Consider the following 12,168-nt stretch of genomic DNA (forward strand, 5'->3'; position numbering starts at 1 on the left):
ATGGTTCGTTTCGTCGCCCGGCGGTTGGCCGGCATGGTCGCGGTCCTGTTCGCGATCTCGGTCGTCGTCTTCCTGATCTTCAACGTGATTCCCAACTCCGACCCGGCCGCGCGCATCGCGGGCAAGAACTCCGACCCCGCGCTGATCGCCAGGGTAAGCGCCGATCTGGGACTGGACCAGCCGCTGCCGGTGCAGTACCTGACCATGATGCGTAAGATCCTCACCGGTCAGCTGACCTCCTACGCGAGTTCGCAGAACGTCACCGAGCAGATCTGGAAGGGGCTGCCCGCGACGTTCTCGCTGTGCATCGGTGCGGCGGTGCTGTGGATGACGCTGGCGATCCTGTTCGGCTATCTGTCGGCGGTGCACTCCGGCAAGTTCACCGACCGGATTCTCACCGTGCTGTCGCTGACCGGCGTGTCCATGCCGGTGTTCTGGTTGGCCGCGATCCTGTTGTACTACTTGAGCTTCAAGGCCCAACTGTTCCCGACCAGTAGTTACGTCCCGTTGACCAAGGACCCGGTGCAATGGGCGTATCACCTGATCCTGCCCTGGACCACGCTGGCCGTGCTCTACGTCGGCTTCTACAGCCGGGTGCTGCGCTCGAACATGCTCGACGCGATGAACGAGGACTACGTCCGGACAGCGCGAGCCAAGGGCATCAGCGAACGCCAGGTGCGGATCCGGCATGTGCTGCGCAACTCCATGATTCCGGTGGTGACGATGTTCGGGCTGGACTTCGGCGTTGTGGTCGGCGGCGGTGCGATCCTCACCGAGACGGTGTTCAACCTCAACGGGGTCGGGTTGTACGCCGGGCAGGCCATCGGCAGCCTGGACCTGCCACCGCTGATGGGAGTGACGATTTTCGGGGCGTTCTTCATCGTGCTGTTCAACACCATCGTCGACATCCTCTACGCATTCCTCGACCCACGTATCCGGCTCGGAGAGGCGGCACCGGCATGATGCTGCAAGTGGACGGGCTGACCGTCGGTTTCAACACCGAAGGCGGGTTGGTGCATGCGGTCGACGGTGTCAGCTTCGGGCTGGACCGCGGCGAAATCCTGGCCATCGTCGGCGAATCCGGCTCAGGCAAGAGCGTCACCGCGCAAACCCTGCTCGGCTTGACCCGGGCTCCGAACGCCACGATCAGCGGCTCGGTGACCTTCGACGGTATCGAGCTGAACACCCTCGACGACGACGGTTGGCAGGCGGTGCGCGGCGAACGGATCGCGATGATCTTCCAAGACCCGATGACATCGCTGAACCCGGTGTACCGCGTCGGCGATCAGCTGATCGAGATGATCCGGGCGCATCGCGACGTGTCCAAGGCCGAGGCGCGGGACCGCGCCATCGAACTGCTGCGCTCGGTGGGAATCCCCAATCCGGAACGGCGCGTGCGGGATTACCCGCACGAGTTCTCCGGCGGCATGCGCCAGCGGGTGATGATCGCGATGGCGTTGTCGTTGGATCCCGACGTGCTGATCGCCGACGAACCGACGACCGCGCTCGACGTCACGGTGCAGGCCCAGATCCTGCGGCTGCTCGCGCGGCTGAACGAGGAACGCAGCCTTGCCGTCGTGCTGATCACCCACGACCTCGGCGTGGTCGCCGAAGTGGCCGACCGGGTGGCCGTCATGTACGCCGGCCAGATCGTCGAGGAGGCCACCCTGGACGAATTGTTCTACGACCCACAGCATCCCTACACCTGGGGGCTGTTGGGCTCGCTGCCCCGGCTGGACCAGCCCAACCCGGAACGGCTGGCCCAGATCGCCGGGGCGCCACCGTCGTTGACCGACATACCGGGCGGCTGCCGGTTCGCCCCGCGCTGCCCGCACGCCTTCGACAAATGTGCCGAACCTCCACCGCTGCACCGGGATCGGTGCTGGCTGTCGGCCGAGCAGAAACGCACGCTGCGGGTCGTCGACGGCCGGATCGGATTGCGGAAGCCGGTGACCACATGAGCAGCCCGCAGCTACGAGACAAACCCTTGCTCGAAGTCACCGATCTGGTGAAGCATTTCCCGATCAAATCGGGTGTGATCGTCGACCGGGAGATCGGCCGGGTGCGTGCCGTCGACGGCGTCAGTCTGACGTTGTACGAGGGGGAAACCCTGGGACTGGTCGGCGAATCCGGCTGTGGGAAGTCGACCCTGTGCCGGCTGATCATGCAGCTGACCGCGCCGACGTCGGGTTCGGTGCGGTTCGACGGGCAGGAGCTGGTCGGCAGGAGCCAACGCGACCTGCGCGGCATGCGGCGCCAGATCCAGATGATCTTCCAGGATCCGTACGCGTCGCTGAATCCGCGCAAACGGGTGGCGCAGATCATCGGCGCGCCGATGGAGCTGCACGGGCTGGCCTCCGGTCGTGATACCCGCACCCGGGTACAGGAGCTGCTGGAGCGCGTCGGGTTGCGCCCCGAACACGCCGACCGCTTCCCGCACGAGTTCTCCGGCGGGCAGCGCCAGCGCATCGGCATCGCCAGGGCGCTGGCCCTGCGGCCCAAGCTGATCATCGCCGACGAACCGGTCTCGGCCCTCGATGTGTCCGTGCAGGCCCAGATCGTCAACCTGCTCAAGGACCTGCAGGACGAGTTCGGGCTGTCCTATCTGTTCGTGGCACACGATTTGGGTGTTGTCCGGCACGTCTCCAATCGGGTCGCGGTGATGTACCTGGGCAAGGTCGTCGAGAGCGCCGGCGCGGCCGAGCTGTACGAGCATCCGCTGCACCCCTATGCCAATGCGCTGCTGTCGGCCGTCCCGGTGCCGGATCCGCGCCGCAACGCAACGCGCGAGCGGCTGGTGCTCGAAGGCGATGTGCCCAGTCCGATCGACCCGCCGTCGGGATGTCGGTTCCACACCCGTTGTCCCTGGTCGACAGAGGTATGCCAGGCCGATGAGCCGCATTTGGTCGACCACACCGGTGGCCGAGAGCGCGGGCATATGGCGGCCTGTCATCACCCGCGCAACCTCGACTGAAGGCGCGCGGCCTGCGGAAATACGCTCACTCTCAACTTGAGCGTCAGTGACACGCCCGGTTATGATCACGAACTTGTAACAACAAGTGCACGGTGAGATATCGGAAGTTGCTGCGTATGCCTCGTCTCGGTCGTAATGTGCAGTCGGTGAGCCGACACGCACTGGCCAAGAAGCGGCGTGCTGTTTCTCCCTCGGCTGCCTTGACTGCGCTCGTCGTTCCCATCGCCATTCTGGCCGCCACCGCCGGTGACGTGCATCCACTGACGGCTCAATTGCCCGCAGCGCCCGTGCTGGGTGATGTCGTGACGGTCGCCGACAGCGCCCCCTACGGGCTGGAGATCGTGGCGGCCCCGGCCGCCTTCTCCTCGGCGCCCACCGTCGCGCAACCGGTCGCCAACTTTGCCGCCGCGCCGACCGGCACGGCCTCACGGTGGCGGGTGGACACCCGGCCGCTGCTGCTACCGGTCGGCCTGGCCCCCGAACGTGGCCTGCAGGTGCGCACCATCCTGACCTCGCGGGCCGTCACCGCGACCTTCCCGGAGATCCACAGCATCGGCGGGGTGCGCCCCGACGCGCTGCGCTGGCATCCCGACGGCTTGGCGCTCGACGTCATGATCCCGGACGCCGGCTCGGCGTCGGGTATCGCGCTCGGGAACGAGATCGTGTCGTACGTGCTGAAGAACGCGGTGCGGTTCGGTATCCAGGACGCCATCTGGCGCGGCGTCTACTACACGCCGGGCGGCGCGCAGCGCGGCGGCTACGGCCACTACGACCACGTGCACATCACCACCACCGGCGGCGGTTATCCCACCGGCACCGAGGTGTACCCGCGCTGATCGCGATTGTGGTGCGCGAAAGCCGAGCATCGCGCATCCTGATCGCGTGGCTGACGTTCGAGTCAATTCTGCTTCCCGGGCGAGCGGAGCGACGGGAAGCAGATCCCGCCTGATCTGGCGCAGCCTCGGCATGCTGCGGGCGGTGCGGGGCCTCATCGTGGTCTCGCTGTTGCTGGGCGTGATCGCCTCCGCACTGCCGTATCTGTCGGCCGCGGCGTTCGGCCCGATGATGCAGGTGGTCGCCGACGCCGGAAACGGCGGAAACCTCAGCGACGTGTGGAACATGCGCGGCCCCTTGGTGGCCCGCGAGGACGGGCCGCTGCACTCGGTGGCGGGATCGGTTCCGTTCGCGGTACTGCTGACGACCTGGGCGGTGTCACTGGTGCTGACCCAGTTCATGTACTTCGTCAACGGGTGGGTCGGGGCGAAGGTCGAACAGATCTTGGTGGTGGACATCCGGCAGCGGGTGCACGACCATCTCCAGACGCTGTCGATGGACTTCTTTGCCCGTTCGCGCACCGGTGAGCTGATCCAGCGGGTCACCACGGAATCGGCCGGGGTGCAACGACTGTTGACCGGGTGTCTGATCCCGCCTCTCATCGACACCGTCGTGCTGCTGATCGCCGTGAGTTACCTGATGATCCTGTCGTGGCAGATGACCGTCGCCGCGCTGGTGCTCACCCCGCTGGCACTGTTCACGTTGCGCTACGCGGGAGCGCATGTGCAGGCGGCGGTGCGCAAGGAGATGACCGCCGACCGGGCCATGTCCACCGAGTTGGAGCAGACGGTCAGCGGTATCTCCGAGATCCAGACGTTCAACGCCCAGCCGTTGCGCAGCAAGCGCTTTCACGAGGTGTCCGAGAACGCCGCGAAAGCCGGCGCCGCGTCGGTGGCATGGATGCAGGCCACCGCCAACGGTTCCCAGATCTTCGTGGCGCTGAGCACCGTGGTGGTGCTGCTGGTGGGCATCGGATTCAGCGCGAGCTTCGGTCTGACCTTTGCCGGGCTGCTGGTGTTCGCGGGCATGGTGCCGACGATGTTCGGTGCGGCCCAACGGGTGATGGGCGCCTACACGACCTACAAATCCGTCGCACCCAACGCCGCATCCACCTACGAACTGCTCGACACGCGACCCTCGGTGGTCGAGATGGCAGGTGCGCCCGAACTCGGTGCGGTGCAAGGCAATCTGGTGTTCGAGAACGTTACGTTCGGCTATACACACCAGCACGCGGTGCTGGACGGCCTGACGTTCGGCGTCGCCGCAGGCGAGACCGTCGCCGTGGTCGGCGGTATCGGGTCGGGCAAGTCCACGGTGTTCAACCTGATGTTGCGGTTCCTGGACCCGCAGGGCGGGCGGATTCTGCTCGACGGGCACGACATCTCCGGCGTCACCGTCGCCTCGCTGCGCGAGCAGGTCTCCAAACTGGCCCAGTTCCCGTTCTTCACCAAGGACACCATCCGCGAGAACATCCGGCTGGCCCGGCCGGCGGCCACCGACGCCGAGATCGAGGCGGCCTGCGTCCAGGCGCACATCCACTCGGTCATCACCGACCCGGTCAGGATGCACGACGGCTACGACACGGTGATCGACGTCCAGGTGCCCTCCGGCGGGCAGAAGCGGCTCATCGCCCTGGCGCGTTGCCTGTTGCGCCGCCCGCAGGTGCTGCTTCTCGACGAGCCGACCGAGAACCTGGACGCCGATCAGCGGGCCCGGCTGACCGGGGTGATCCGAGGCTATGCGCGGGACCGCACGTGCATGGTGATCAGCCACGACATGGATTTCATCGCCGCCGTCGCCGATCGGATCCTGGTGCTGGAGGACGGCAGAATCGTGCAGTCGGGAGATCACCGCTCGCTCATCGCCGAGGGCGGTCTGTACAAACGCCTGTACGAAGCGCAGAACGCCGCGACCGGCTGAGGTGTTGCCGCACGTTAACGGCGCGCGAACACAGGCTGAATCACCATCGTCACTTGTATCGTCTAAGGTTCTGCTGTGCCTGAGATGGATCGTCGCAGCGTCATGATGATGATTGGTCTGGGTGCGGCCGCCGCCGTGCTGCCCACTCAGACGGCCCACGCGGAGCCGCTTCCAGGAGATCTGGGGCCTGGTCCGGTCCCCGGTCCGGCAGCGCCGGGCGCGCCCGCGCCGACCCCCGCCGCGGCCGAACCGGCCTTCCTGTGGCGCGACGAGTTCAATGGTCCCGCGGGTGCCCCGCCCAACCCGGCGGACTGGTTCATCGTCCCCGCGCGCGAGACCATCCGGAACCCCGTCGAGTGGGACAAGCCCTACAACATGGGCCGCTACGTCACCGACCAGGAGCACGTGTTCCAGGACGGCAAGGGCAATCTGGTCATCCGCGCCACCCGCGGGCCCGGTAACAACATCCAGGAGCGCTACGCCAGCGCCAAGATCATCGGCAACTGGCGCGGCGCCATCGGCACCACGTGGGAGGCCCGCGTCAAGCTCAACTGCCTCACCGACGGTGCGTGGCCGGCATTCTGGCTGCTCAACGACGATCCGGTGCGTGGCGGCGAGGTGGATCTGGTCGAGTGGTACGGCAACCGGGACTGGCCGTCGGGCAGCACGGTGCACGCCCGCCTGGACGGCACCTCGTTCGCGACGGATCCACACCCGATCGACAGCGCCTGGCACACCTGGCGGATGACGTGGCTGCCGACCGGCATGTACTTCTGGAAGGACTACGCCCCGGGCATGGAGCCGTACTTCACGGTTCCGGCCAACTCGCTGGAGGACTGGCCCTTCAACGATCCCGGCTACACGCTGGCCCCGGTGTTCAACATCGCCGTCGGCGGATCGGGCGGGCGTGAACCGGCCGGCGGCAACTACCCGGCCGAGATGCTGATCGACTGGATCCGCGTCTTCTGATCCGTCACCGGTGCATCCGCCGGGCGTTGGCGACGATCGCGTCGCGCAGCGCCTGCTCGGGTTCGGACAGCGTGCTGCGCCGGCACACCAGCACGAACTCCAGCGCGCCCAGTTCCGGCAGCCCGTCATCGACGGGGTAGAGGCCTTGCGGCAGAAGGGTTTCGGCGTGCGGCACGACGCCGAGCCCGGCCAGTACCGCCGCCTGCAGGCCCAGCTGGCTGTCGCTGACACAGGCGATGCGCCAGCTGCGGTGCTCGCGTTCCAACGCCCGCAGCGCCATGTGCCGGGTCAGGCTGGGCGGGGGATAGGTCACGACCGGAACCGGGTCGCCGCCCGATTGTGGTGGGCCGGTCGTCCCTTCCCGCCCCGCCCACACCAGCCGGTCCTGCCACAGCAATTCGCCGTGCTGCTCGCCGGGTAACCGCTTGGCCACCATCATGTCCAGCTCACCGGCGGCCATCCGGATCTTGAGGTTCTCGCTGAGCCCGACGACGAGTTCCAGATCGACGGCCGGATAGGAGCGCTGGAACTCGACGAGAACATCCGGCAGATCCCGGGTGACCAGGTCGTCGGAGGCACCCAGCCGGATGAAACCGGTCAGACGGGACTCCGAGAAATACCGGTCGGCCTGCGCCTGGGCGTCCAGGATGTTGCGGGCGAAGCCCACCATGGCGGCGCCGTCGGCGGTGAGGGCCAGATTGCGGGTGTCCCGGCGGAACAGCTCCCGTCCCACCGCCTGTTCCAGGCGGGCGATGTGCCCGCTGACGGTGGACTGCCGCAATCCGAGCACCCGCCCGGCCGCGGTGAAACCGCCCGCCCGCTCGACGGCCAAGAAGGTGCGCAGTTGCTCCGGGTCGAACATATTCATCACGCTACGTGATCAGAGATATCCGGCGCATCGCCTTTCGCAATGAGTCCGGTCGCCCCTACCGTGGAGCGGTGACCTTGCTGGCCAAACTCCGGATCGACGGATTCCTCCTCGGGTTGTTCGCTGCCATGGCGATCGGGCTGCTGCTGCCCGCCGGCGGGGCGGCCGCCGGCGTACTGGACTGGGCCACCAAGATCGCGATCGCCGTGCTGTTCCTGCTGTACGGCACCCGGCTGGAACCGCGCGAGGCGCTGCACGGGTTGCGGCACTGGCGGCTGCACACCACGGTCCTCGCCTGTACCTATGTGCTGTTCCCGCTGCTGGGCCTGGCGCTCAAGCTGCTGGTGCCCTCGGTGCTGACCGACGACCTCTACACCGGCGTGCTGTACCTGTGCCTACTGCCGTCCACCGTGCAGTCCTCCATCGCTTTCACCTCGATCGCGCGCGGCAATGTGGCTGCGGCCGTGGTGAGTGCGTCGGCGTCGAACATGCTGGGCATCTTCGTCACCCCGGTGCTGGTGACCCTGCTGATGCAGACCACGGGCGCCGCCACCGTCTCGCCGCGGCAGATCCTGGAGATCGTGGTCCAGCTGCTGCTGCCGTTCATCGCCGGACAATTGTTGCGGCCCAAGCTATATCGTGTGCTGGCGCATACCACGCTGACCAAGGTGGTCGACCGCGGCTCGGTGTACCTGGTGGTGTATGCGGCGTTCAGCGCCGGCATGAGCGAGCACATCTGGGCCGGCATGACCGCATTGCACCTGCTGGCCGTGGTCGGGGTGTGCGCACTGTTGCTGGCGGTGGTGCTCGCCGTGACGGCGAGCATGGCCCGGCTGCTGCGCTTCAATCGGGCCGACCGCATCGTGGTGATCTTCTGCGGGTCCAAGAAGAGCCTGGCCACCGGGCTGCCCATGGCGACGGTGCTGTTCGCAGGTCATCCGGTGGGTCTGATCGTGTTGCCGCTGATGATCTTTCACCAGATCCAGCTCATCACCTGCGCGACGCTGGCCGGGCGCTGGGGCCGGCAGTCGTCGACCGGTGTCATCACCTCGAGGGTGCAGGCACGGCAGGACGCCTAGTGGTACAACGTGATCTGCCGGCGGTCTCGGACCGCCGGCAGATCGCTGTGTGTGGCCCACGCATCAGCCGAGCGGGGGAAGGTTACCCCAAGCGCCGTAGGGACCGTTCATCACGCCGCCGGTGCCCGACTGCGGAACGGAGAAACCGCCGATGCCCTGCGGGCCCAGGCATCGCGACGTCGAGACCGCAGTTGTGCACGGGTCGTTACCGGCCGCGAGTGCGGTGGGAGCGCCGGCCAGGCCGAAGGCGATACCGGCCGCCGCGAGGACTGGGACGGCAAATTTCTTGAACAACATGAGAAACCTCTCTTTCGGGCGGCCGCACCGCGAGAGGCGGCCGTTGTGGAAGGTGTCGCGGCCATCGGTTGTGTGCCGCGCCTGACTCCTGTCTACCCGCGGTTCGCGTCGCCGGAAAGCGCGTGAAATGTACTCATAGACAACGCATATTCGAGTTGGAAGATATGAATTTCACATAAATGTGGTCCAGCGGTCATAGGTGACCGCTGGACCACAAACGAGTGCGTGCTCAGAACGGAAGGTCGACTTCCCCGTCGGAGGTGATGCCCTCGTCGTGGTTGCGATTCACATAGCCGGTGGTGACGGGCGCCTGGGGATCGGTGCCGTACGGGATGAGCGGATTGGTGCCGGCCTTCGCGTCGCCCAACGGGGCTCCGGTATCGACCGAGATGTGGGTGTCGTTCTGCCACGACGTGGTGGAGGTGGGGCCGGCAGCGACCGCGATGGTTTCGCCGGCAGGTGCCAGGGCGACGAAACCGGCGGCCAGGCCGACGGCCAGCAGGGGGGCTGCGAATGCGATCCGGGTCTTCATGGTGGTCTCCTGTTCCTCTCGGGTATTTCCATCATTCGCTCGCCGGTTGCGGAAATCGCCACGGCTAGCTGGCAACGTGCACTTCCGGCTAGCCGGTAGTCCGAGGGGTCTGCAGGCTTGTGGTGGTCGAGGAACGGGCCGGTTCAGCCGCCCGAGACCGACAGCGATCGCGATGGCCGCCACGCCACGAAGCCGATGGCCAGGCCGGCGAACGGGATAGCCGCGAGGATCGTGCTCAGCGTCGGGCTGCCCCCGGTCACCAGCGTGAAATTGGACAACACCAGCCACAGGCTGCCGAGCAGGCCGAGGACGGCCAGGGTGGGCGCGATCCGGGTGGGCCACAGCCCGTGCGCGCGGTCGCGGTTGCGCAGGAAGAATACCAGCACGGCGATGGACGTGGTGAGCATCAGCAGCACCATGCCGACGGTGGCGATACCGGCCATCGACCCGAACACCCCGACCAGCGGATCGACGCCCAGTACCGCCAGCGCGGCGACAATGATTGCGGCCGTGACGGTTTGCACCACCGAGGAGAACGACGGCGAGTCGTGGTTGTCGTGCACCCGGGCCAGACGCGCGGGCAGCAGACCCTTGCCGGCCAGCGCGAACTGGTAGCGCGCGATCACGTTGTGGAACGACAGCACACAGGCGAACAGGCTGGTCAGCAGGAGCACGTTCACGATGTCGCGGCCGACGGTGCCCAACATCTCGCCGGTGGTGTCCAACAGCATGTTGCCCTCACCCGCCAGGGTGCGTTGCGCCACGTCGGTCACCTGGCCGGGGCCGAGAGCAACGACGAAGGCCCACACCGTGATCGCGTAGAAGGCGCCGATGATGACGACGGCGGCGTAGGTGGCCCGCGGGATGGTGCGCTCCGGATCACGCGCCTCGTCGCGGAACACCGCGGTGGCCTCGAAACCGATGAACCCGGTGAGGGCGAACAGGATTGCGATGCCTATGGCGCCGTTGCCGAACGTGGCCGGGTCGAAGGAGATGAAGGTGATTCCGGCCGGACTGGGCTTGGCCACCATCACGACGTCGAGCAGCGCGACGATGCCGATCTCGCATGCCAGCGCCACGCCCAGGACTTTGGCACTCAGTTCGATGTGCCGGTAGCCGAGCACCGCGACGATCAGAAGGACCGCGAAAGCGTAGACCGGCCAAGGGATCACGGGTCCGCCGTAGTGGGTCACGGTGTCGTTGATGGCCCAACCGATATAGCCGTAGATACCGATCTGGATGGCGGTGTAGGCGATCAGCGCGACGACCGCGATGCCCTTGCCCATCCGTTCACCGAGGCCGACGGTCACATACGAGAAGAAGGCGCCCGCCTCGGGGACGTGCGGCGTCATGGTGACGAACCCGACGCTGAACACCAGCAGCACCAGGGCGGCGATCACGAAACCCATGGGTGCGCCGGCGCCGTTGCCCAGCCCCATGGCCAACGGCATGTTGCCGCCGATCACCGTCAGCGGTGCCGCCGCCGCGACCACCATGAAGACGATCCCGACGGGGCCCAGGTGCCCGGTCAGGCGCCGGCGCTCGGTCGTGCTGGGTGAGGTGGTCATCAGGCCTCCTGGTGTCGAGAAGTGTTGGGAGACAGGGCTTGGCGCAGCAGCTCGTGGTCGATGGCGTGGGCGGTGAAACCGGTGCGCCCGGTCACGGTGGTGGCCGCGACCATCGCGTTGACGATGGCTTCCTCGGTGGCCTCGATCGTCAGGTCGAACAGCCGGGTCATCAACTGCGGCGCGACCATGCGCAGCGGAATCTCCGGACGTCCGGTGGCGGCGTCCTCATCCCAGGCATAGGGCGGGATGCCGCGGTTGCCCGTGGCGAACGCGAGCATCAGGTCACCGCTGTACTGCTCGCCGGTGCCGCCGAGGCGTCCGACGGCCAGCGTCGCGCGCTGGGCCAACCTGGTGCACTGGTGGGGGAGCAGCGGTGCGTCGGTGGCGACGACGACGATGATCGACCCCGAGCCCGGCTCGTACTGGCGCGGCAGGTCCGGCAGCGGTACCTCGTCCGGTCCGATGAGCTCGCCGACGGGCACCCCGTTGATCCGAAGTCGTTCGCGCCGGCCGTGATTGGCCTGTACCAGCACGCCGACCGTGTATGCGCCGGCGGCCGTTTCGGTGGTGCGCGACGCGGTGCCGATACCACCCTTGAAGCCGTGGCAGATCATGCCGGTCCCGCCCCCCACGGTGCCCTCGGCCGGGGCGTCGGTGGAGGCGTTCTCCAGGGCGGAGCGGGCATGTTCGGGCCGGACGTGGAAGCCGTTGATGTCGTTGAGCAGGCCGTCATAGGTCTCGCCGACCACGGGCAGCGACCAGTACAGGCCCTCGCCGCGGGCGCGGACCTGCGCGGCCACCAACTCGTCGCGCACCACGCCGACGCTGTGCGTGTTGGTCAGGCCGATCGCGGTGGTGAGTTCACCGGATTCCCGGATCCATTCCAGGCCGGTGAGCTCGCCGCTGCCGTTGAGCCGGTGCGCCCCGGCGAACACCGGCTCGGTCCAGATGCCGTCGTGCGGGACGATCACGGTGACGCCGGTGTTGATGCCGTCACCCTGCAGTGTGGTGTGGCCGACCCGCACGCCGGCGACGTCGGTGATGGCGTTGTGGGGGCCGGTGGGGTGTTCCCCGATGACGACACCGAGATCTCTGGCACGCATGGGTTCAGCTCGCTTCGTCGGTGG

12 protein-coding genes are annotated in these 12,168 nt (G+C 67.2%); 7 read left to right on the forward strand and 5 right to left on the reverse strand.

Annotated features, from left to right (window positions below):
• From AWB94_RS30805 to AWB94_RS30830, 6 genes are all read left to right on the forward strand, one after another.
• Complete coding sequence (locus AWB94_RS30805; protein ID WP_062657646.1) at nucleotides 1-963, forward strand: ABC transporter permease; 963 nt, start codon at nucleotides 1-3, stop codon at nucleotides 961-963.
• Nucleotides 960-1,961 carry an ABC transporter ATP-binding protein gene (locus tag AWB94_RS30810; protein WP_062657645.1) on the forward strand — a complete coding sequence of 334 codons (1,002 nt, stop codon included), beginning with the start codon at nucleotides 960-962 and terminating at the stop codon, nucleotides 1,959-1,961. The genes AWB94_RS30805 and AWB94_RS30810 overlap by 4 nt, the downstream gene beginning before the upstream one ends.
• Complete coding sequence (locus tag AWB94_RS30815) at nucleotides 1,958-2,974, forward strand: ABC transporter ATP-binding protein (RefSeq protein WP_062657644.1); 1,017 nt, start codon at nucleotides 1,958-1,960, stop codon at nucleotides 2,972-2,974. Before AWB94_RS30810 ends, AWB94_RS30815 begins: the two co-directional genes overlap by 4 nt.
• Nucleotides 2,975-3,120: 146 nt before the next feature.
• A complete protein-coding gene (locus tag AWB94_RS30820; RefSeq protein WP_084395256.1) occupies nucleotides 3,121-3,810 on the forward strand; it encodes a VldE C-terminal domain-containing protein in 690 nt (229 codons plus the stop codon).
• A 46-nt stretch (nucleotides 3,811-3,856) separates the two neighbouring features.
• A complete protein-coding gene (locus AWB94_RS30825) occupies nucleotides 3,857-5,728 on the forward strand; it encodes an ABC transporter ATP-binding protein (protein WP_234811948.1) in 1,872 nt (623 codons plus the stop codon).
• Nucleotides 5,729-5,812: 84 nt separating this feature from the next.
• On the forward strand, nucleotides 5,813-6,697 hold the full coding sequence (locus tag AWB94_RS30830; RefSeq protein ID WP_024455226.1) for a glycoside hydrolase family 16 protein: 885 nt from the start codon (nucleotides 5,813-5,815) through the stop codon (nucleotides 6,695-6,697).
• Between the two features lie 4 nt (nucleotides 6,698-6,701).
• Here the strand turns inward: AWB94_RS30830 and AWB94_RS30835 are convergent, their stop codons facing one another.
• On the reverse strand, nucleotides 6,702-7,565 hold the full coding sequence (locus tag AWB94_RS30835) for a LysR family transcriptional regulator (RefSeq protein WP_062657642.1): 864 nt from the start codon (nucleotides 7,563-7,565) through the stop codon (nucleotides 6,702-6,704).
• A 71-nt stretch (nucleotides 7,566-7,636) separates the two neighbouring features.
• Between AWB94_RS30835 and AWB94_RS30840 the strand changes: the two genes are divergently transcribed.
• Nucleotides 7,637-8,644 carry a bile acid:sodium symporter family protein gene (locus AWB94_RS30840; RefSeq protein ID WP_084395255.1) on the forward strand — a complete coding sequence of 336 codons (1,008 nt, stop codon included), beginning with the start codon at nucleotides 7,637-7,639 and terminating at the stop codon, nucleotides 8,642-8,644.
• Nucleotides 8,645-8,707: 63 nt separating this feature from the next.
• Here AWB94_RS30840 and AWB94_RS30845 read toward each other — a convergent pair whose 3' ends face one another.
• The 4 genes from AWB94_RS30845 to AWB94_RS30860 all read right to left on the reverse strand — a co-directional run bounded on the left by AWB94_RS30845 (nucleotide 8,708) and on the right by AWB94_RS30860 (nucleotide 12,144).
• Nucleotides 8,708-8,941 carry a hypothetical protein gene (locus AWB94_RS30845; protein WP_062657641.1) on the reverse strand — a complete coding sequence of 78 codons (234 nt, stop codon included), beginning with the start codon at nucleotides 8,939-8,941 and terminating at the stop codon, nucleotides 8,708-8,710.
• 229 nt (nucleotides 8,942-9,170) lie between these two features.
• Nucleotides 9,171-9,473, reverse strand: a complete 303-nt coding sequence (locus AWB94_RS30850) for a hypothetical protein (protein WP_062657640.1) — start codon at nucleotides 9,471-9,473, stop codon at nucleotides 9,171-9,173.
• Between the two features lie 143 nt (nucleotides 9,474-9,616).
• On the reverse strand, nucleotides 9,617-11,041 hold the full coding sequence (locus tag AWB94_RS30855) for an APC family permease (protein ID WP_062657639.1): 1,425 nt from the start codon (nucleotides 11,039-11,041) through the stop codon (nucleotides 9,617-9,619).
• Nucleotides 11,041-12,144 (reverse strand): DmpA family aminopeptidase, encoded by a 1,104-nt coding sequence (locus AWB94_RS30860; RefSeq protein ID WP_062657638.1) that lies wholly within the window; start codon nucleotides 12,142-12,144, stop codon nucleotides 11,041-11,043. The genes AWB94_RS30855 and AWB94_RS30860 overlap by 1 nt, the downstream gene beginning before the upstream one ends.
• Between the last annotated feature and the right edge of the window lie 24 nt (nucleotides 12,145-12,168).

Origin of the sequence: Mycolicibacterium canariasense (genome assembly GCF_002101555.1) — a bacterium.
Taxonomy (GTDB): Bacteria; Actinomycetota; Actinomycetes; order Mycobacteriales; family Mycobacteriaceae; genus Mycobacterium; species Mycobacterium canariasense.